Below are 20,808 nucleotides of genomic sequence, written 5' to 3'. Positions count from 1 at the left end.
CGTGCTTGTGTTGCGTTATTTTCCAGATTCCGCTCCTTACTTGGAAACCAGCTGGTATCCATTTTCGTTGTGCTCCGCCTCGTCGATCCCGGCAATTTCGATATCTGCCGCGACACGCCATGGGCTGAACTTTCCAATGACCGTGGCGATGACCCAGGTCATCACCGCGGAGAAGACCATGACCACAATCAGGGTGGCTGCCTGGGCGATCAGCTGGGCGACGCCTCCGCCGTAGAACAGTCCGCCAGCGCTCTCCTCGGTTGGCAGGGCGAAGAAGCCCAGGAACAGGGTTCCGATCAAGCCGGCGACCAGGTGCACGCCGACAACGTCCAGCGAGTCGTCGTAGCCCAGCTTCCATTTCAGGTTCACTGCCCAGGCTGCCCCGGCGCCAGCCAGGACGCCCAGCAGCATCGCGGCCCAGGGGGCGACATCTGCGCAAGAAGGGGTGATGGCGACCAGGCCGGCCACCAGGCCGGAGGCGACACCCAGCGAGCTGGGGCGGGAACCGCGAAGCTTCTCAACCAGGATCCAGCCAAGGACGGCCGCACCCGGAGCTGCCAGGGTGTTGACCCAGATGAGTCCAGCCTGCTCGACGGTGGTCGCCGCACCGGCATTGAAACCGAACCAGCCGAACCACAGCAGGCCGGCACCGAGCATGACCAGCGGGGTGTTGTGCGGCTGCGGACGATCGTGGAAGTTGTGGCGCTGGCCCAGCTTCAGGGCCAGGACCAGGGCTGCGATACCCGCGTTGGTGTGGACCACTGCGCCGCCGGCGAAGTCAATGGCTTCGCCGAAGATGCTGCCCAGGAATCCGTCTGCTGAGAGCAACCCTCCACCCCAGACCCAGAAGGCCACCGGTGCGTACACCAGGGTGACCCACAGCGGGACGAAGAACAGCCATGGCGCAAAGCGGGCACGGTCGGCGATGGCTCCGGAGATGATGGCTACCGAGATCATGGCGAAGGTACCGGCGAATCCGGCGGCGAGCAATTCGGACTGCTCGGTGTTGTGCATGGCAAAGTCGCTGATTGGATTGCCGACGATTCCGGCGATGGCTGGTTCCCCGGCGGAGAACGAGTAGCCCCAGAGCACCCAGACAACGGCGGTGATCGCCGCGGCGGAGAAACTCATCAGCATCATGTTCACCACGCCGGTGGCGCGAGTCATGCCGCCGTAGAAAAGTCCCAGTGCCGGTGTCATCAGCAATACGAGTGCGGCAGCTATCAGGATCCATAAGCTGGCTACATCCAACTCCATCTGGATCACTTCCCCTCAAGGTATTCGGTGTATCGGTGGTGTTATGACTATCTAACGCGCCCGATGTTTCCGAACACGCGCTGCTTCGTTTCCGCTGTGTATCAAGTTCCTGCCGGGGGTAACGTTTGCTTCTCGGCAATGTTTCGCCGCCGTTTCGAACAGTTCACGGTACTGCTGGCCGACGGTCAAAAAGAACAGCCCGGCATCAGCAGAAAGTGCTTTCTGCTGATGCCGGGCTGGCAAGGTGGACGCCGGCAGCGGCTATAGCCGCTTGATCTTCACGACCTGGAACTTCGGCACCGTAGTGGATCCGCCGATGGTCGTGTCGTAGCTCAGGGATCCGGTCACCGTAGCGGTGATTTGGACAATGTCCTCTGCCACGATGTCATCCAGCGCCTCGCAGTCCTCCAGGCCGTCACCGGCAGTGAACATCGAATTGTGCTCGTAGTCGTATTTGCCCACCTGCGCGTGGCTCAGCTCGGCACGGAAGGTGCAGGGACCGGTCGCGGAGTCGAACTGGGTGACCAGGCCGTAGAGAATCACGTTCTCATCAATGTGCGAGTCCGGTTGCTTCACGATTTGCGCCAGAGCCCGCTTAGTGACCTTCTTGGCCTTGTTGGCCTTGGTTTTTTCCGCCGCGGCCTCAGCTTCCCTGTCTTCCTTTTCCTTCGCCTTGCGTGCCTTCTGGGCTTCTGCGGCTGCTGCGCGTTCTTCCTCGGCTGCGCGAAGCTCTGCTGCTTCTTCGTTGGCCAGGGCCAATTGCGTTTCGGTTTCTGCCAGCTGGGCTTGCAGTGCTTCCTTTTCAGCAGATATTGCTGCGCTCGAGGCTTGCGCAGCCTCGAACTCTTCTGCCGATACCCCGCAGGCAGCCATCGATAAAATTCCGGCCAGTGCGGTTGCAGTTGCTAAGAACCTTTTCATGCTCATTCCCCATTTCACGAGTGCGAGTTGCTTGAACCCCCAAGTTTCAAGTACCCATGATCCTTACAGGGGCCGGGGACAATTTAGCTGGAGCAGGCACACTGGAAGCATGGACCGATCTTTCTTCTTGCCCGATGCCCTGGACGTTGCGCCCCGGTTGCTCGGGGCCACGCTCACCGTGGATTCCATTGACGGACCGGTCAGCGTGCGCATCACCGAAACCGAAGCGTACATGGGCCTGGGAACCGCAGGGCCCTATGACCCGGGCAGCCACTCGAAGGACAGGAAAACCGAACGCAACGCGTCCATGTTCCTGGAACCCGGGCACGCGTACGTGTACTTCACCTATGGAATGCACTACGCCCTGAATTTCGTCTGCTCACCACCAGGAGCTGCGTCCGGGGTGCTGATACGTTCTGGCGAAATTATTTCCGGCGCCGACCTGGCCCACGCACGAAGACTGGAGAAGCGGCCCATCCGCTACGCCCGCAATCCCATCCCGGAAATCCAGCTGGCCCGTGGACCGGGGAACTTGGCCACCGCATTGGGCCTCACAAGACTGGAACATGACGGGCTGGATCTGTTCGCTGCCCCCTTTACCCTCCATGCTGCCCCTGGTCTCCCGGAAGCTTTGCGCACTGGACCCCGCGTTGGCGTCGCGGGGATAGCCGGCGGTCCGCAGTTCCCCTGGCGATTCTGGCTGCCCGATGAGCCAAGCGTTTCCGCATTTCGCCCGGGCCGCGATGCTCCCGGGGCAGTCACGGGCATTAGGAAACAAAAATAGGCTCTGGCCCCAACGCAATTAATGCGTTGAAGCCAGAGCCTATCGAGCAAGGTGCCGCAAAGCCCTATGCTGCCGGGAACAGTTCCTTCGAATCCAGTTCCTTCTTCAGCCGGGATTCCAGGGTCTGGGACAGGGACTCGGCAAAGGTTTCGGTCAAGTGCGAGTGGTCCCAATAGGCCACAATGCCACCGACTACCGCAAAGCAGCGTCCGTCCTCGCACAGTTGGTCATTCATGTCCACATCAATAATATTCGGCTTGTCCAGGGCCTTCACCGCATCTACCTGCGGATCCACCGGGATCCATTGCTTCGCCTCGCCACTGCATTCGCTGAATTCGCCATCGCTGGAGGCCACGCAGTCAGGCACATTCTCCACGGTCTCCCCCGGGAAGGACGTATCCCGGATGACCGCTACAGCGGCGCCGGTGCCGGCCCAGTCCTGGAGAATCTTTTCGTAGGCCTGCTGGGCAGGCTCAGCGGTGTTTTCCATTTCGTATCCGGAAACCGGAAGGGACTGGCGGTTGGAGCTGATCACCAGATCATAGTCTTCCTTTTCGATCTGCTTGGTCACCCAGCTGCCATAATCAGCGCAGCCCTTTTCCCGTGCCTCGGAGTCAAAGACCTGGGGTTCGCCCATGACGGCGCAACGGCTGGCCAAATAGGTATCAATACTCCAGCCATTCTTCTTCGCCATCGGTTCCAAGGCAGGAATCCACTGGCCTGCATGCGAGTTTCCAACCAGTGCTACCTTGATCTTGCCATCACCGTAGTTGCATACCGGGCGGTCCTTGTAGTCGGCGTCCTGGCTGGCGAAGCAATCATCCTTGTAGACAACCGGCTTGTCGGTCTTCGCAACTACCGGGGCGGGAGCCACCGGCTGGTAGGCCGTCTCGATATTCACTGCTTCACCGCATGATTCACTGAGCGACGCGGCACCGAAGCAGTCTTCGCCCAGCTCCTTTTCGACCTGGGCCAAGGCCTTGTCGACGTCTTGGGCGTCATTGATAATGCGTTCGGTGTTGAGGTAGAAAGCTCCGGCAACCAAAGCCAAGACGAGGCTGCCCGTGGCAAGGAAGCGTGGCGCCGTGAGCAGTACCGAGGCGTCAATGAACTTACGGAATCGAACCTCGACAAGCTTCTGCGTCAAAACAGCCAAAACCAGCGTCAAGGCCAGGGCAATGATCTTCTGGGGCCATTTGAAGTCATCCACCATGAACGGCATCAGGATCAATAGCGGCCAATGCCAGAGGTAGATGGCATAGGAATTGTCACCGAAGAACTGGAACGGCTTGCTGCTCAAGAACATGTTCGGCGAGTACTTATGCGTGGAATGGCAGAGCAGGATCAGTGCGGTGCCGAATACGGGAATCGCTGCGATGTATCCGGGGAACGGCATCTGCCCGGTAAAGGCCACCGCGCTGAATGCGATGGCAAGGACTCCGCCCCACGACCCGATCAAGCTCATCGCATCCTTCTTGGCCGCATGCGCACGCGCTCCCAAAGCCGCCACCAGGGCGCCTGCCGAGAATTCCCAGACTCGGGTAAAGGTCGAGAAGTACGCGCTGCCCGGTTCAGTCGCGGTTGCGTATAGCGAGTATCCGAAGGAAATCAAGAAGACGGCGCTGATTCCGGCCAACGCGGCGGTTGCCGGCTTGATTCCGGACTTGATTGCGGCTAAGATCAGCACGCCGATCAGAATTGGCCATAAGAAATAGAACTGCTCTTCTGCAGACAGGGACCAGAAATGCTGGAAGGGGCTTGGAGCTTCGCCTTCGGCAAGGTAATCGACCTTGGTCAGTGCCAGGTACCAGTTCTGGAAGTAGAACGTCGCGGCCATCGCTTGCAGCCCCCAGTCCTGCCACACCGTGGACGGTGCGAAGAACCAGATGCCTAAGACGCTGGCCAGGATCACCAAGAAGGAGGCAGGGACCAGCCGCTTGACTCGCCTCATCCAGAAATTGACGACATCGCCAATGTTCTTCGGCGGCTTGGCGAGCAGATGCGAAGTGATCAGGAATCCCGAGATCACGAAGAACACGTCGACTCCGACGAAGCCGCCGGGCAGATAGTGCCCCCAGAAGTGGTACAGCACGACAACACCTACGGCGATGGCGCGCAGGCCCTGGATGTCCATGCGGAAAGCCCTGGGCTTAGGGTCCTGCTTGACTGGTATGGGCAGGTCTTGGTTCGACGACACTTCTGGATGGATCCTTTACCGGCTGGTCTGACCGCACGGGGGCATCCAGAACCAACCGGAGTATCCCTCATGCAGTGCGTACAGATTGAAGGGACACACTTCCCCAGAAAACATCTTTACCCAAGCAGTCTGGACGTTTTCTGTAACGCTGGTCACTGCTTCCTTGGGCGAGCTGCGGCCAGAAGGCGCCGGGAAAGTTCTATTCGCTCGCTGACTTGATCTTTTCCGCGGGGGTTCCAAGGAAAGCTCCGGACCCGGAATCAGGCGGTGTGATCGACCTCACTGCAAGATTTCCTTGATCCCAAGCCCTGTGTGCGCCGATGGCCCAACAGGAACAAAACCGCTCTGTGCAGGAATTGCAGATGCGCAGCGCCCGCTTAAACAAGATCTCCCCGCCATTTCAAATGGCGGGGAGATCAGGAAATATGGAATTATCGATTAGCCTTCGAGCAGTGCGTCCACGAAGTCTTCCGGATTGAATGGCGCGAGATCATCCGGGCCCTCGCCCAATCCCACGAGCTTTACCGGAACACCGAGCTGACGCTGGATAGCCACGACGATGCCGCCCTTGGCCGTGCCATCGAGCTTGGTCAGCACGATACCCGAAACGTTGACAACCTCGGAGAAGACCTTGGCCTGCTGCAGGCCGTTCTGCCCGGTAGTCGCATCGAGCACCAGCAGGACTTCGTCAATGGTGGCCTTCTTCTCGACCACACGCTTGATCTTGCCCAGCTCGTCCATCAGGCCGACCTTGTTCTGCAGGCGGCCGGCGGTGTCGATCATGACAATGTCGACTTCCTGCTCGATGCCCGCGGAAACGGCTTCAAAGGCAACGGAGGCCGGGTCGGCGCCGTCGATCTCGGAACGCACGGTAGGCACGCCCACGCGGTCGCCCCAGGTAGCCAGCTGCTCGGCGGCGGCGGCACGGAAGGTATCGGCGGCGCCCAGCAGGACGTCCTTGTCTTCCGCAACGAGTACTCGCGCCAGCTTGCCGATGGTGGTGGTCTTGCCAACACCGTTGACCCCGACCACCATGATGATGCTTGGGCGGTCCGGATGCGGTTCAGGCAGGTAGCTGCGGTCCAGGCTAGGATCCACCAGCTTGAGCAGTTCCTCGCGAAGCATTGCCTTGACGCGAGCCGGGTCCTTGCTGCCTTCAATCTTCACTCGTTCACGCAGTGCGTCAACAAGCTCAAGCGCAGGCTCGGTACCCAGGTCTGCCATCAGCAGATTTTCTTCAATCTCTTCCCAGACATCCTCGTCAATCGAGTCTTGGCTGAGCAGGGCCAGCAGGCCCTTGGAGAACATGCTGTTGGATTTGGTCAGTCGCGCACGCAGCCGGGCCAGACGGCCCTGCACTGGTTCTGGAACATCGAGCTGTGGCGCAGCAGGTGCGGCAGGCTCTTGGACCGCGACAGGCGCATCGCTTGCACCGGCAGTGTCCGCTGCGGCATCAGTATCGCCCTCAGCGCTCTGGCCAGCTGGCAAGTCGTCTGCATCGCGCTCTGACGTATACGGAGTCTTGGGCTTGCGGCCCTTGGTGACGAAGGCAATGACGCCAATGGCCACCACGGCAACAACCGCGACAATGATGATGGTTAATATAAGCGAATCAGACACGCTCTAAATCGTCTCATATCTCCAACGATTTAGGGATCATATGGCAGGCAGCACCAGCATCAGCACATTTTGCATTCAAGGCTAGACTGGCAGGTGGGTTGCTTAGCCCCGCTCGTCGTTCCAGAAAGGCTGAGGGTTACTGCTCGCTGAGCGGCAGAACCATCTGTTCAATTGATATGGCATTGAAAACCACCCGTGCTGCCAAGGCGCCCATCCCCCAAGAGATCAGCGTATTGCTGGTTGCGGCATTCATCATCGCATTGGGTTTCGGGCTCATCGCCCCCATCTTGCCCCAGTATGCAGTGAGCTTTGATGTCGGCAATGCGGCCGCCACGATTATTGTCAGCATTTTCGCCTTTACCCGTTTGATTTTCGCACCGGTAGCAGGCGTTCTGGTAGGCAAGCTCGGCGAGCCCAAGATCTACGTCACTGGCGTTCTGCTGGTTGCGGTATCGACTTTGCTTTGCGCGGTGGTCCAGGACTATACGCAGCTATTGATTGCTCGTGGACTGGGCGGGTTCGGTTCGACCATGTTCACCATTTCAGCGATGGCATTAATTGCGCGCCTGGCTCCGGAGAAATCCCGTGGACGCATCTCAGGCTTGTACGCCGGCTCATTCCTCTTGGGCAACGTCTTCGGCCCGGTTCTTGGAACCTTGCTTGCCCCGCTGGGCATGCGTATTCCGTTCTTGATTTACGGTACCGCCCTGGTGATTGCCGCAGGCGTGGTCTACATGGCCTTGGGCCGTCGCCGCGATCTGGATGCAGATGCGGCAAACCCGCGATCAAGGCATTCCGATATTGAAGTGGTGACCACCCGCGAGGCGCTGGTCTCCCCCGCCTACCGGGCGGCATTGTTCTCCGGGTTCAGCTACGGCTGGCTGGCGTTCGGCGTGCGCAACAGCATGATCCCGCTTTTCGCCTTGGCCGTGTTCGGCCAAACCATGGGTGCCACGGCCGCCGGAATCTCCATGACGGTGTTTGCCATCGGCAATGGTTGCGCACTGGTGTTCTCCGGTCGCCTGACAGACAGCATTGGACGCAAGATCCCCGTGGTCATTGGCATGAGTGTCCTGCTCGTGTCCATTGGCGCGATGGGGTATTCGACGTCCCTGGCTGGCTTCATCGTCTTCTCGGTCCTGGCAGGCATTGGCGGCGGGCTGCTGGGCCCAGCACAGCAAGCGTCCGTGGCTGACGTGATTGGTTCCGGCCGCAACGGCGGCAAGGCACTGGCCGGATTCCAGATGTGCACCGATCTAGGCTCCATCATCGGCCCGCTGCTGGCCGGGGCCATGGCCGACATGATCAGCTTCCAATTGGCCTTCAACATTTCGGCTGTCGTGGGCCTGGTCGGAGTGATTGCCTGGCTGTTGGTTCCAAAGACAATAAAACCGGTGGAATTGGCCGATTAAGCAATTCCGCAGTTTTAGATTTCCCTTGGCATCGGCGGCGATATTAATTCCCGGAATCTTGCCGGGAAACATCGGGTAGATATACTAGCAAAGGCTTTCGCCATTTCACTTGCACTCGATTATTCAGGGGAATCCATGCCGGCTATCCGGACGCGACGATCCAAAGCTCTATCAATTGCGGTTATAGCCGCACTTTCCATCCCGCTTTCTGCTGGTCCGGGGTTCGCCTCGCCAACAGAAGAGCCCTCCGCTCAAACTGTTCAGTCTCCCTCGCCCACTGCTACCGTGGCTGATGCGCCGGAACCATCGTCTACGCCGTCTCGCGAGGCCGAGGCCACTGGGACCAGCACCAGCGAAGTTGAGTCCGAGGCGCCAGCACCAAGTGCGCCGGCTGCTATTGCCACTCCAGCAGCTGAAGAAATTTCCAAGGCACTGTCCAAAGACGATGATCTTTCCAAGAAAGAACGCGTACGGCTAGCCGACAAGGCGCTGGCCGAAATGGAGCTCGAGCACCTCGATGCCCAGCTGGGCCAGGGAGCCAAGCGAATTGCCGAAACCGGTGACGCGACGATCCCTACCATGGACGAGCTAGCGGATCTCGCGAAGCTGTCTTCAAATGATTCTGCGGCATCCGTTCCGTTCCAGGTGGGTGCGCCGGCTTCACTTGATGAGTTGCGGACCTGGCGTCCACCCGGCACCCTTGGGATCGATGTTTCCCGCCATCAGGGCGACGTGGACTGGTCCACTGCCAAGACAAACGGGGCACGTTTCGCCTACATCAAGGCCACCCAGTCGTGGCCTTCTTCCTTGTACAAGGACCCGAATTTCAGCCAGAACTACACCAAGTCGCGCAATGCCGGCCTGATTCGCGGTGCGTACCATTTCGCCATGCCTGCCCATTCTTCCGGTGCCGTTCAGGCCAGGGAATTCATGGCCAACGGTGGCGGTTGGACCAATGACGGGTACACCATGCCCCCACTGCTGGATATCGAGTGGAACCCGTACAACAAGACCGCTTATCCGCAGGGCAAGGGCGATATGTGCTACGGCATGACGCCCTCCCAATTGGTTACCTGGATGAAGGACTTCGGCAATACTGTCAAGGCCAAGACCGGTCGCCTGCCGATGATCTACACGGCCCAGTCGTGGTGGGATGAGTGCACGGGCGATTCTGTAGCGTTCAAGTCCTGGCCACTGCACGTCTCGATCTTCCCCACCGCTGACGTTGCGAAGAATCCCCGCGAACTTCCTGAAGGCTGGACCACGTTCAATGTCTGGCAGTATTCTTCCAACTCCAATTTGTTGGGGTCAACGAAGAATGTGGATGCCAACGTGTGGAACGGCGATCTGACGTCGCTGCGCGACTTTGCGAAGAACCGCCGCAGCACGCAGTACAAGCTGACTACCAGCTACTTTGGCAATATGGATGTCTGGCCGACCCGCTTGGGCCCATCACGCATGTCTGGCTCCAACCGCTATGGAACGCCTGTTGCGATCTCCAAGCACACCTTCCCCTACGGGGCCAAAACTGTTGTCGTGGCTTCCGGCGAGCACTTCGCTGACGCACTATCAGTTACCTCGCTGGCCAACCGCCACAATGCACCGCTGTTGCTGACCAAGCAGGCCTATCTGCCGAGCGCAGTGGCTGCGGAAATCAAGCGGCTCAATCCGTCCCGCATCATCATTGCAGGTGGCCCAACCGCAGTCAGCAGCAAGACGTTCACGCAGCTGAAGAAGTATGCACCGGTATCCCGAGAAGCAGGAAACACGCGCTATGGAACCAGCGCAGAGATTGCTACGAATTGGTCTTCTGCAAAGAACGTGTTTGTGGCATCTGGACGCTCGTTCCCTGATGCCCTGTCCATGGCAGCTGTCGCGGCAGACCGCAAGGCTCCATTGCTGCTGAGCAGCAAGAAATACGTGCCAAGCACCATCTTGAAGCAGCTCAAGCGCCTGAATCCCTCCACCGTGTACTTGGCTGGTGGACCACTGGCGATCTCCAGAAATGCGGAAAACGAGATCCGAAAAGCGCTTCCGAATGCCAGGATCGCTCGCTACGGCGGAGAAACGCGTTATGACACCAGTGCTGTCATCGCCAAGGCCTTCTGGCCAAATGGTGCGCAGCGCCAGTTCATTGCCAACGGCAAGAGCTTCCCCGACGGACTGAGCGGTGCCGTTGCTGCAGGCTACAACGGCGCGCCAATGCTGCTGGCTAAAAAGTCCTGCCTGCCTAAGTCCATAGGCTCAGCGCTGACCGGCATGGAAGGTTGGACTAACGTGCTCATAGGTGGTCCGCTGGTTCTCGACGAGACTGTTGCCTACCGAAATGACGGAACCCTCAATACGTGTTCGTAGGCGTTGCGAGTTAGGGTTCGCCTAGCTGCACAGAGGCTCGTAGTTGCTGTTTGAGGCAACTACGAGCCTCTCTGTGTTCTGCAGGAGGGAGCCTGTCCCAGGGAAGGCTGGCACCCCGGCTCCCTATAGCGCGGTGCTACTTAGCTTGGCGAGCATCTATGCTCATATATCCATTGGCCGTTGCGTAGACCAGCAAACCCGAGAATTCCTGGCTCGCAACGCTTTTCCCCATCCTGATCCGCTTTGCAGGAACGCCCTGATACTCGATGAAGATGTTGCCCAAGCGAGAAATCGATTCAAGCACGGCGGCACGCGGGAAAGATGCAGTGAGCCGCGATCCGCTTTCGTCAACTGCAAGCTCGCCTCTTGCCACGGTTTCGGTGTCTCGATCCCTTATATGAATGCCGATTGGCGACGGTCCCGAGACTGGAAAATCGACGACCAGACAGATGCGTTCAGCAGTATTCTCGACCGAAACAACTGCAGGCGCTTTCTCAGCTTCCATTTTATTCTGGGCAAGCTGCTCCAGGTATTCCAAGCCGCCGGCGAGGATGGCGTCGACCAGCTTTGCCTCTTGCGGTTTGAAGAGCGCTGCAGAATTATCCAGATGGAAGGTTTCCAAGAAACTCTTGTGGCTCGACATCCATGCTGCGCGCTGTTCGGCGGTATAACGCAGGAAACGTTGTCCGTCATAGAAACGCAAACCCTTGCGAACGAACAATCCGGCAATGCGCTTCCTGGCCACTTCCAGATCCGGCCCAGTGTACGTCGCGATAGTTTCCGCGATCTTGGTCAAGGAACCTACGTAACCGGCAGGATCGATTTGCTGCGTACTAATATTTTGGCCGTCCGACCTTAGCCGGATCTCGTAGTAGTTGTAATCGCCCAGGATGCTTATTCGCTGAGCAGCGGAATAGGCTTCGACCATGGCGATGCCATCTTCAAGCCTGACTTTTTCTTCGACAAAGCGGATGCCATGCGAATTGAGAAGCCGTCGCCGGATCATCTTTTGCGGCGAAAGGGTCCGCAGAATGAAGTCGTAGTCCACATCGAGAATTGTTTTTTCAAACAGCTTCGCTTGAATTCTCCGGCCGTCCAAACCGACCATTTTCGGAACGAGGACATCCACGTCATGCTCCAGCGCAAATGAAGTCATGCGCCTGAGCGCTTGGGGACCGAGCCGGTCATCACTGTCGATGAAGAAAACATATTCTCCACGCGCATTCTCAATGCCTACATTGCGCGGCTTGCCCGGCCAACCACTGTTCTCTTGATGCAAGGCGATGAAGTTCGAATTTCGCTTCGCATAGACATCCAAAATCTCTCCGCCAAAATCCGTCGAGCCATCATCCACTGCAATGACTTCAAATTCTTCTGGTTCCAGGTCCTGGGCTTCCAGAGAATTAAGCAGTTCCGTAAGGAACGGCATGGCGTTATAAACGGGAATAACCACACTCACCAATGGAGAAGATCCCTGGAGCATCGACCCGCTCGGGAGGACATCCTCCTCCCCTGTTTCCCGATGTGCAGGACTCTTCGAAACAGCAGGGTTATCATTGATACGTTTACGGAAAAATGCCATGTCATCCTCAGTAGAGACAGTGAATTACGGAGCATGCAAGTTCGCCCCTGCAAATCCCTACTTTACCGCAATAGCTACGTCGTCACAGCTCGTTCCATTTTCTGGCTAATCACTGTAGAAACCCCGTCTCCGCGCATAGTGACGCCGTACAGGGCATCAGCTACTTCCATGGTCTTCTTCTGGTGGGTAATCACAATCAGCTGCGATGACTCGCGCAGCTCTTCGAAGATCGTGATCAGGCGTCCCAAATTCATATCGTCCAAGGCCGCCTCCACTTCGTCCATCACGTAGAACGGCGACGGGCGAGCCTTGAAGATGGCGACCAGCAACGCGACAGCAGTCAGCGAACGCTCGCCACCGGAGAGCAGCGAGAGCCGCTTGATCTTCTTGCCGGCCGGACGTGCTTCCACCTCGATGCCTGTGGTGAGCATATTTTCGGGATCGGTGAGCACCAACTGGCCCTCGCCGCCTGGGAAGAGGCGATCGAAGATCCGCCTGAACTGAACGGCGGTGTCGTTGTAGGCCTCGGTGAACACCCGCTCGACGTGGGAATCAACGTCGGCAATGATCTGCTGCAAATCCCCTCGGGACTTCTTCAAATCCTCGAGCTGGCCGGAGAGGAACTTATGGCGTTCCTCCAAAGCAGCGAACTCTTCAAGTGCCAACGGATTGACTTTGCCCAAGGCCGCCAGGTCGCGTTCGGCCTTCTTCAGCCGCTTTTCCTGCTCGACGCGATCATATGCCCGGGTGCCGACAGGATTGCCTTCTTCATCAACGTTTTGCCGCAGCGCGCCCCACTTGTCATCTTCGTCGAGGGCCTCCGGAATCAACTGGTCTGGACCGTAGTTGGCGATGAGGTGATCAGGGGTGTATCCCAGTTCTTCCAGGGCCTTGGTCTCAAGATTTTCGATGCGCATCCGCAGTTCCGCACGGGCCATCTCATCACGATGCACAGCATCAGCAAGACGGGCCAGCTCGGCGGAGAGCTGCTCCGCTTCCTTGCGTTGGCTGCCCAGCATGGATTCCAGTTCGGATTTCTTGCCGGCCAGCACTTGGCGTTCTTGGCCTGCCATCGATACCGATACTTCAATGAAACGCAGGACGCGCTCAGCGGCTTGCTCAATACGGATCGCATTGGCCGCTTGCGCCTTGCGCTGCTCCGCTCGACGAGCTGCAACTTCACGGTGATTGCGCTCAGCTGCCGCAGTGCGGCGCAGACCCTCAACGCGCGAACGCAACGCAGAAACGCGCTCTTCACTACTGCGCAAGGCAAGACGGGCTTCTAATTCCTGCTGTCGTGCCGCGGCTGCAGCATCTGCAAGAGCTGCTCGTGCCGCGTCATCAACGGTTTCTTCATCTTGATCCGTTGAAGCTAGCTCCATGCGCTCGGTAATCTCTTCCAGAGATTCCTGCTCGATTTCGAGCTTCTCCAGCGTTGCTTCGAGCTTTTCTTCCAGCTTGGCTTTGTCCGATCGCGCGCTGCGAAGTTTCTGTCCAAGACGTGCCAGATACGACGACAATTCATCAATGGTGGCCTCAGATTCAGCCAGCGCCGACAGGGCTTCATCTCGCTGTTGCTGAGCGATGGAAAGCTCTGGTCCCCGCTGAGCCAATCTTTGCTCGACTGTGGAAAGTTCTTCCTGGCACTGGGAGAGTTCAGTTTCCGTCTGCTCCACTAAGGCCTGCTGCGCGATCAGGGAAGCGCCTGCTGAGTCCCCCACGGAACTGCGGACTGCCGAAACCGTGATGCCATCCAAGGTGGTGAGCAGCGCAGATGGGTTCTGCACCAAGGCCGCAGGTGCTTGGCTCATTTCCTCAATGATGTAATGGCCAACAAGAAGCTGATCAAGCAAGCTGTCCAGCGGGCCATCGGCAGCTACAACTTCACGAGCGCTGACGGCATTAGGCATTGCAGTAGCCTTTGCACCACTTGGCAGAACTTCGGCGTGCAGGAATACCTGGCTGGCCTGCTGCTGTTGGAGGTCCTCGATGAGATCCAACGCATCACCGAGGTTCTTGGCTACCAAAGCTTCGGCACTGTCACGCAAAATCGCGGCGATGGCCTGTTCATATCCCGGATTAACCGTAATCAGCTCCCCCAAACGACCGAGGAGCAGTCCGGATGTTGATCCAAGAAGCTGTGACGACTGATCATCTGGTTTGGAGTTCAGCTTCAGGGCTTCAAGGCGAGCACGCAATCCGGAAACACGCACCGATAGCTCGCGTTCACGCTGGCTATCGGCATTGTGCTCTTCTGACAATGCTGCGTGTTCCCGATCTGAACTCTCAAAATCGATATTCAGTTGGGCTTCGCCAGCCAATTGTTTTTCAAGATCACTGGCAACTTCTGCGTGAGAGCGCAAATCCAGTTCAAGGTCCGAGTCGAAGGACTGGACGCTTTCCTGGAGTCGGGATATTTCGGCCCGGGTCACGTCGACACGGCTGCGTGCGGAAGCCACCTGCGAGGCGAGCCGTGACATGCCTTCTCGACGGTCCGCTGCGGCACGGAGCATGGCAGCCATTCGCTGCTGTTCGGCGCGTGATGCTTCCTCGGCCTGCTCTTTAGCCTCTACAGCTTCGGCAAGAATCTCGTGGCGGTCTTCAAGAGCTTCTTCAAGTTCCTCAAGTTCTTCGCTCATTCGCTCAGCTTGAGCTTCCAAACGCTCAGGATCTCGGCTGGAATCGAAATGGGTTTCATTGCTTTCCAGCAATTTCCCGCGTTCACGAGCCAACGCGGCCAGCGATCGATAACGCTCTGCCTGCGTGCTCAACGAAACCCACGTTTCCTGGATCTGAACCAGTCGCGGGGTAATGGTTTCCATCTGGGCAGTCAGTTCAGCGATGTGCTTCTTGATGCGTTCCAGGCGTGCCGCAGCGTCTTCTTGCTGAGCTTGGATCTTGGATTCGTCATCAATATCCTGGGCAAGCTTGTTGTTCAGTGTGACCAAATCATCTGCCAGCAGGCGGGACTTTGCATCCCTGACATCGAGCTGCACCGTCTGCGCACGGCGAGCGATTTTCGCTTGCCGTCCCAACGGAGCCAATTGGCGGCGAACCTCGGCGCTCAAATCTTCAAGGCGATCCAGATTTCCTTGCATCGCTTGAAGCTTGCGCAGGGTTTTCTCCTTGCGCCGGCGGTGCTTGAGCACGCCGGCCGCTTCCTCGATGAAGCCACGCCGATCTTCAGCAGTAGCGTGCAGGATGCGGTCCAGCTGCCCCTGTCCGACAATGACATGCATTTCTCGACCCAGACCGGAATCCGAAAGCAGCTCTTGAATGTCCAGAAGACGGCACGAACTTCCATTAATGGCGTATTCGGAGCCACCAGTACGGAACAGCGTGCGGGAGATAGTGACTTCTGCGTAGTCGATAGGCAGCTGGCCATCAGAGTTATCGATTGTCAGGGACACATGGGCACGGCCCAGTGGTGGGCGGCCAGAAGTGCCAGCAAAGATCACGTCTTCCATCTTGCCGCCGCGAAGCGTCTTGGCACCCTGTTCACCCATGACCCAGGACAGCGCGTCAACCACATTGGACTTGCCGGAACCGTTAGGTCCTACAACAGCCGTGACACCCGGTTCAAACTCAAAAGTGGTCGCCGATGCGAAAGACTTGAATCCGCGAACGGTGAGAGTCTTGAGATGCACGGCGTGAAGTTCCTATGTTTGGGCCAAATCGCTAAAGTTGGGTTGGGCAATCAAACCCAATCCTTGTGGCAATTCTAGCGAAGCGCACTGGGGATTATCTGGTTGTGCTCGCAAAATCCGAGGAAGAAAATCGAGGGATAGATCATTCTATGAGCATTCTGACGCAGATTGACCAGTGGCCAAGTGACAACGCGGTATCCGTGGTGGTGAACGGCAATGGTGCAATCGTTGACCAGCACGGCGATACTGCACGTGTTTACCCCTTGGCTTCGGTGACCAAGTTGCTCAGTGCCTACACGTTCTTGGTTGCTCTGGAAGAAGAAGCCATCACCCTCGAAGACCCTGCAGGGCCAGAGGGTTCAACCGTGCACCACCTGTTGGCGCACACCGCAGGCTACGATTTTGATTCGGAAACCATCCGCTTTGCTGTAGGGACTAAACGCGGATACTCCAACTACGGCTTTGAAAAGCTCGCAGAGCATCTGGAACAACAGACCAGAATCAGCATGGCCCAGTATGCCCAGGAAGCGGTCTTCGCTCCCCTGGGGATGGCTGATACAGAAATTGCCGGCAGCTGCGCAAAGGATGGCCGATCCACCGCTGCCGACCTGGCAAAATTCGCTGCCGAACTTTTGACCCCAACTATCGTGGCGCAAGAAACATTGAGCGAGGCAACGCGTGTGCATTTCGAGAACCTCGCTGGAATTCTGCCCGGCTATGGCCGGCAGAACCCGAATGACTGGGGACTCGGGTTTGAGATCCGATCGTCCAAAGCGCCGCACTGGACAGGCGCAAGCCATCCAGGTACCACTTTCGGGCATTTTGGTCAGTCCGGTACATTCCTCTGGGTAGACCCGGAGCATCGTCTGGCCTGCGTGACTCTCACCGATAAAGGCTTTGGCCAGTGGGCTGTTGACACTTGGGCGCCGTTCAATGAACAAGTGCTCAAATCGCAGATTGCATAGCTTGAGGAAAGCTCCTGATGTGCCAGCTAACGTCTTGTTCGGCGTGGTCGCGGCTGGCACACGGGACAGTTGTAGGAAGAACGGCCCATAAAAGGATCACGTCTAATCAGAGATTCACGGCCGTTTTCTCTGCAACGCAAACAGGCTTTGCCTTCGCGCCCGTAGGCGTTCAAGGACCTGGAGAAATAACCGCTAGCGCCGTTAACATTCACGTACAGAGAATCGAAGCTCGTACCACCAGCGGCGAGGGCGCGTGTCATCACATCAACCAAAGCATCATTGAGGCGTTGCACTTCTGGACGCCTGATAGTGCCAGTATTGCGCAAACCTGAAAGGCCTGCTTGCCAAAGTGCTTCATCCGCATAGATGTTGCCGACTCCGGAAATGATCCCCTGGTCCAGAATGGCTCTCTTGAGTTCTGTCGTCTTTTTGCGAAGCGCGACGTACAGGTCTTCGGGCTTGCGGTGAGGATCTATCACGTCTCGGGCAATGTGAGCAGCCGCCTGTGGGATCGATGCTTTTAGCGACCCGGCTCCGGCAGGCAACCCATCGGTTGTTGCAACCAGTGGGGAGATAAACATTCCCCCAAAGATTCGCTGGTCTACGAAACGCAGTTCGCTGGGGAAATCAGATCTCTCGCTGAGTGAGAGCCTGACTTTTAGATGTTTCTCATCGTGAGCATCAGGTTCTTCGACAAGAAGTTGGCCGCTCATGCCGAGGTGGGCAACCAATGCTGCCGGAGTTGAAAGGCCTTCGAGGTCCATCCAGAGGAACTTGCCCCGGCGAACCACGGAAGCGATAGAGCAACCGCTCAATGTCTGTTCAAAATCTTCAACGCCGTCGGTATGACGGCGGACGGACCGCGGGTCCAGCACTTGAGCGGTTAGTACCGTTCGAGTGCGAACCCACTTATCCAGTCCTTCTCGGACCACTTCAACTTCTGGCAGTTCTGGCATGAACTAAACGCTATCCCTTAGGTAGTTGCTCACCTGGATGCAGCAACAGCCAAGTCTTGTGTGCCGCTTCCTGCTCAGCTTCCTTCTTGGATGGCCCATGCCCCTGGCCGTATCCCTCGTTTCCGATGCGGAGTTCGGCAAGGTAAGTGCGTGCGTGGTCAGGACCGGAACCAGTGACCTGGTAGTGCATCTCGCCTAGCTTTTGGGAGGCTACTTCTTCCTGGATTACAGTTTTCCAGTCAGTCGTCGCGCCCAGCAGCCGATGATCTTCCAGCAGTGGAGTGACGAAGCGAAGCACAAACGAACGCGCAGCTTCCATGCCTTGAACCAAGTAGGTGGCCCCAAGAATTGCTTCCATGGTGTCTGCCAGAATGGAGGATTTATTGGCTCCGTTGGACTGGGCTTCCCCACGTCCTAGGAGCAGGTGCTCCCCCACTTCCAAATCACGGGCAATGATCGCCAAGGCGCGGGTACTGACAATAGCCGCTCGCCGCTTCGCGAGATCGCCTTCTGGCAAATTCGGGAAAGTTGCGTATAGGTATTCTGCAACGCAGAAGCCAAGAATTGAATCACCTAAGAATTCAAGGCGTTCATTCGTTGGAATGCCACCGTTCTCATAGGAATATGAGCGGTGGGTAAATGCAAGACGAAACGTCTCGGAATCAATATTGATTCCGAGACGCTTCATAAGTTCTTCTTTTGAAGACATGTCTTAGACGTCTGCGACCTTGCGACCCTTGTACTCAAGGAACAATTCGGTACCAGCCGAGTCGGTGACAACCTTAGCCTGGTGAGGCAGGCTGTAGGTTACGCGACCGTTTTCAACGGTCTTCACCAGGTTCGGTGCGGTAGCCTTCCACTGAGAACGGCGGGCACGAGTATTCGCACGGGACATCTTCCGCTTTGGAACAGCCACGACTACTTCTCTTCTCTCTTGTCTGACGTTTTATCATTTGTCGCATCCTCTGCGACAATGTCGGACAGCTGCGCTAGCGCTGCCCAACGTGGATCCAGAATCTCATGATCATGCTGAGGGTCATCGTTGAGACTGATTCCGCATTCACTGCAGAGCCCCAAGCAATCTTCCCGGCAAACCGGCTGGAACGGCAGGGCGGTAACCACTGCGCTCCGTACTACCGGATCGATGTCAATCAAGTCACCGACCACCCAATACTGATCCACATCATCATCGTCTTCGAATTCTTCGCTCTCTTCATAATAGAAGAGCTCTTGAATATCAGCCTCGAAGTCGTACTCGATGGGCTCCAAGCATCGTCCACATTCCCCAGCGATTTGCGCTGTAGCGGTACCCGATACCAGAATTCCTTCATGCACGGCTTCAAAGCGAAGATCTAAGTCAAGCTCAGATCCTCCACGAATACCGATGAGTGCATTTCCCACATCTGCGGGTGCCGAAACCTGCTCATTGAGAGTTTTCATTGAGCCAGGCGAACGGCCGAGCTCCCTGGTTGAAAAAACCAGAGGCGAGTTGCGATCGAGTTCGCCGTGTGACGATCGATCAGAACGCTTTTCGCTAATGATGACTCCTATAGAAACATAGTCCGACATTTCATCTTAGCTTGCCGTAGCCCAAGTTCCCAAACTGAAACCAGTTTTCAGAGCTCGATGCCGGTGTTGCACTCACCACAGCATATCGTAGACGACCTGCCAATCCCTACTTGCACGCGTTGCTAGTCCAACATTCCCGACCTTGCAATCCGCGCCGCGGACTTCAAAGAAGAATCGGAATAGCGCCAGGGGCGAGCGCGACGCAAAACGGCTTATAGCAAACGTCCCGAAGAAAGCCTGCCCAGCGAATTATGCTTGGTCATGCTTCGAATTAAGTGGTGAGGGATTCTCTGTGAAAGTGTTACGAACCGTCAATAGCGTCGTCAAGAAAGTGCAATCGCGCTTTGAGACACGGCGACACCTGAAGTTCATTCAGAACCACGCCACAGAACTACGTCACCTGCCCGTGGACGCTGACCGGTACAAGGTAGCGCTGCACTTTCCCGATGAGATGGCCAACGCCTACCAGATCAGGCAATGGTACGAACCGCTTTTAGCCTTGGCAGAATTCGTGCCGGTGGTAATCATCGTGCGAAGTCCTGATACTGCGCTGTCACTGCGCAAGGAATGTCCGCTACCGATTCACTTCGCCCCCGCCGTGGAAGATGTTGAGCGATTCATGCATTCCCAGGATCTACGTGTGGTGTTCTACGTGAATCAAAATATCCGGAACTTTCAAATCATGCGGTTCAATGCGCCTAATCATGTCTTCATCTGCCATGGCGAAAGCGAAAAAGCCTACATGTGGTCCAACCAGCTCAAGGCCTACGATTATGTATTTTCAGCCGGTGAAGCAGCTAGAGATCGCCTCGTAAATCACTTGCGCAATTTCGACGCTTCGTTGCGATGCCGGTTAATTGGGCGTCCGCAAATAGATGTGGATTATGCGTCGCCGGTGGACCTGAATAAGGAACTGCCAACGCTTCTCTATGCCCCAACGTGGGAAGGCGACCGGCCTTCCATGAATTATGGCTCAGTACTATCCCACGGTGAACAATTAATTGACGCCCTGATCAAGGACGGTGGATTCAACGTCATTTTTCGTCCCCATCCACGTTCTGGACTGGGTGCGAAACCCTATGGGCAAGGCGTAGAAAGAATCCGAAAACAGCTGAGGGTGCACAACGAAACTTCGGCAGCCCAATTCATTTTCGATGACTCGACCCACTGGGGCTGGCAGTGGTCGGCTGCTGACCTTTGCGTGACTGACATTTCCGCAGTTGCTTATGACTTTTTGGCGACAGGGAAACCAATGTTCGTGACGCAACCGGTGTCCACCGAGGCTACCGTTGATGAATCTCCAGCGCTGCAACAGGTGCCTGCCCTTACAGTTGCGGCGGCAACGGAAATCAGCCGGCTGGCGCGAGAAGCCTTGGCCGGCAACAACCCGCAGCTACGAGGACTGGTCAATTACTACTTTGGCGACGTTTCTCCCGGTGCCAGCATGCAACGTTTCATTGCAGAAACGCTGGCGCTAGTGCAAGAAGACAGCGTCACTGATCACTAGCCAGCTTCAGCAGCATAGTGGTGCCGGGCCTGCAAG

At 57.1% G+C, this 20,808-nt stretch carries 15 protein-coding genes; 5 read left to right on the top strand and 10 right to left on the bottom strand.

Annotated features, from left to right (window positions below; genetic code table 11):
• Nucleotides 1-36: 36 nt before the first annotated feature.
• Entirely contained in the window at nucleotides 37-1,257 is a 1,221-nt protein-coding gene (locus CQ012_RS00890) for an ammonium transporter (RefSeq protein ID WP_105657853.1), read from the bottom strand.
• Between the two features lie 261 nt (nucleotides 1,258-1,518).
• On the bottom strand, nucleotides 1,519-2,178 hold the full coding sequence (locus CQ012_RS00885) for a hypothetical protein (RefSeq protein ID WP_146112880.1): 660 nt from the start codon (nucleotides 2,176-2,178) through the stop codon (nucleotides 1,519-1,521).
• A gap of 109 nt (nucleotides 2,179-2,287) precedes the next feature.
• On the opposite strand from CQ012_RS00885, the gene CQ012_RS00880 reads away from it, so the two are divergent.
• Nucleotides 2,288-2,962 (top strand): DNA-3-methyladenine glycosylase, encoded by a 675-nt coding sequence (locus tag CQ012_RS00880; protein WP_105661180.1) that lies wholly within the window; start codon nucleotides 2,288-2,290, stop codon nucleotides 2,960-2,962.
• A gap of 64 nt (nucleotides 2,963-3,026) precedes the next feature.
• Here the strand turns inward: CQ012_RS00880 and CQ012_RS00875 are convergent, their stop codons facing one another.
• Both CQ012_RS00875 and ftsY read right to left on the bottom strand, forming a co-directional pair.
• The gene (locus tag CQ012_RS00875) at nucleotides 3,027-5,159 is read right to left on the bottom strand and encodes an acyltransferase family protein (RefSeq protein WP_146112879.1); all 2,133 of its coding nucleotides are present in this window, start codon (nucleotides 5,157-5,159) and stop codon (nucleotides 3,027-3,029) included.
• Nucleotides 5,160-5,597: 438 nt separating this feature from the next.
• Nucleotides 5,598-6,779: a signal recognition particle-docking protein FtsY gene (gene ftsY / locus CQ012_RS00870; RefSeq protein WP_105657694.1), complete on the bottom strand. Its 1,182-nt coding sequence runs from the start codon at nucleotides 6,777-6,779 to the stop codon at nucleotides 5,598-5,600.
• 176 nt (nucleotides 6,780-6,955) lie between these two features.
• On the opposite strand from ftsY, the gene CQ012_RS00865 reads away from it, so the two are divergent.
• Together CQ012_RS00865 and CQ012_RS00860 are read left to right on the top strand one after the other, a co-directional pair.
• Nucleotides 6,956-8,191, top strand: coding sequence for an MFS transporter (locus CQ012_RS00865; RefSeq protein ID WP_105657693.1), 1,236 nt, complete (start codon nucleotides 6,956-6,958; stop codon nucleotides 8,189-8,191).
• A gap of 285 nt (nucleotides 8,192-8,476) precedes the next feature.
• A complete protein-coding gene (locus CQ012_RS00860; protein ID WP_181148985.1) occupies nucleotides 8,477-10,546 on the top strand; it encodes a cell wall-binding repeat-containing protein in 2,070 nt (689 codons plus the stop codon).
• Between the two features lie 136 nt (nucleotides 10,547-10,682).
• Here CQ012_RS00860 and CQ012_RS00855 read toward each other — a convergent pair whose 3' ends face one another.
• On the bottom strand, nucleotides 10,683-12,128 hold the full coding sequence (locus CQ012_RS00855; RefSeq protein WP_105661177.1) for a glycosyltransferase family 2 protein: 1,446 nt from the start codon (nucleotides 12,126-12,128) through the stop codon (nucleotides 10,683-10,685).
• A gap of 74 nt (nucleotides 12,129-12,202) precedes the next feature.
• Nucleotides 12,203-15,775, bottom strand: a complete 3,573-nt coding sequence (gene smc / locus CQ012_RS00850; protein WP_105661176.1) for a chromosome segregation protein SMC — start codon at nucleotides 15,773-15,775, stop codon at nucleotides 12,203-12,205.
• 104 nt (nucleotides 15,776-15,879) lie between these two features.
• On the opposite strand from smc, the gene CQ012_RS00845 reads away from it, so the two are divergent.
• The gene (locus CQ012_RS00845) at nucleotides 15,880-16,740 is read left to right on the top strand and encodes a serine hydrolase domain-containing protein (protein ID WP_286134533.1); all 861 of its coding nucleotides are present in this window, start codon (nucleotides 15,880-15,882) and stop codon (nucleotides 16,738-16,740) included.
• Between the two features lie 26 nt (nucleotides 16,741-16,766).
• Here the strand turns inward: CQ012_RS00845 and mutM are convergent, their stop codons facing one another.
• Genes mutM through CQ012_RS00825 form a run of 4 tightly spaced genes read right to left on the bottom strand, consistent with a single transcriptional unit; the run spans nucleotide 16,767 to nucleotide 19,136 of the window.
• Nucleotides 16,767-17,696: a bifunctional DNA-formamidopyrimidine glycosylase/DNA-(apurinic or apyrimidinic site) lyase gene (mutM, locus tag CQ012_RS00840; protein WP_105661174.1), complete on the bottom strand. Its 930-nt coding sequence runs from the start codon at nucleotides 17,694-17,696 to the stop codon at nucleotides 16,767-16,769.
• A 10-nt stretch (nucleotides 17,697-17,706) separates the two neighbouring features.
• Nucleotides 17,707-18,405 carry a ribonuclease III gene (gene rnc, locus CQ012_RS00835; RefSeq protein WP_105659217.1) on the bottom strand — a complete coding sequence of 233 codons (699 nt, stop codon included), beginning with the start codon at nucleotides 18,403-18,405 and terminating at the stop codon, nucleotides 17,707-17,709.
• Nucleotides 18,406-18,408: 3 nt separating this feature from the next.
• The gene (rpmF, locus tag CQ012_RS00830) at nucleotides 18,409-18,612 is read right to left on the bottom strand and encodes a 50S ribosomal protein L32 (RefSeq protein ID WP_013348816.1); all 204 of its coding nucleotides are present in this window, start codon (nucleotides 18,610-18,612) and stop codon (nucleotides 18,409-18,411) included.
• 2 nt (nucleotides 18,613-18,614) lie between these two features.
• A complete protein-coding gene (locus CQ012_RS00825) occupies nucleotides 18,615-19,136 on the bottom strand; it encodes a YceD family protein (RefSeq protein WP_181148963.1) in 522 nt (173 codons plus the stop codon).
• Nucleotides 19,137-19,563: 427 nt separating this feature from the next.
• Here CQ012_RS00825 and CQ012_RS00820 point away from each other — a divergent pair, with 427 nt between their 5' ends.
• Nucleotides 19,564-20,772, top strand: a complete 1,209-nt coding sequence (locus CQ012_RS00820; protein WP_146112878.1) for a CDP-glycerol glycerophosphotransferase family protein — start codon at nucleotides 19,564-19,566, stop codon at nucleotides 20,770-20,772.
• Nucleotides 20,773-20,808 lie beyond the last annotated feature (36 nt).

Source organism: Arthrobacter sp. MYb214 (assembly GCF_002979865.1).
GTDB lineage: Bacteria > Actinomycetota > Actinomycetes > Actinomycetales > Micrococcaceae > Glutamicibacter.
The sequence above is the reverse complement of the archived record's forward strand: the minus strand, read 5'-3'. Positions and strand labels throughout refer to the sequence as shown.

What these genes read in the sequence shown, in the direction of transcription:
- CQ012_RS00890 (WP_105657853.1), bottom strand. Translation starts at nt 1,257, where the DNA reads ATGGAGTTGGATGTAGCCAGCTTATGGATCCTGATAGCTGCCGCACTC.
- CQ012_RS00885 (WP_146112880.1), bottom strand. Translation starts at nt 2,178, where the DNA reads ATGAAAAGGTTCTTAGCAACTGCAACCGCACTGGCCGGAATTTTATCG.
- CQ012_RS00880 (WP_105661180.1), top strand. Translation starts at nt 2,288, where the DNA reads ATGGACCGATCTTTCTTCTTGCCCGATGCCCTGGACGTTGCGCCCCGG.
- CQ012_RS00865 (WP_105657693.1), top strand. Translation starts at nt 6,956, where the DNA reads ATGGCATTGAAAACCACCCGTGCTGCCAAGGCGCCCATCCCCCAAGAG.
- CQ012_RS00855 (WP_105661177.1), bottom strand. Translation starts at nt 12,128, where the DNA reads ATGGCATTTTTCCGTAAACGTATCAATGATAACCCTGCTGTTTCGAAG.
- mutM (WP_105661174.1), bottom strand. Translation starts at nt 17,696, where the DNA reads ATGCCAGAACTGCCAGAAGTTGAAGTGGTCCGAGAAGGACTGGATAAG.
- rnc (WP_105659217.1), bottom strand. Translation starts at nt 18,405, where the DNA reads ATGTCTTCAAAAGAAGAACTTATGAAGCGTCTCGGAATCAATATTGAT.
- CQ012_RS00825 (WP_181148963.1), bottom strand. Translation starts at nt 19,136, where the DNA reads ATGAAAACTCTCAATGAGCAGGTTTCGGCACCCGCAGATGTGGGAAAT.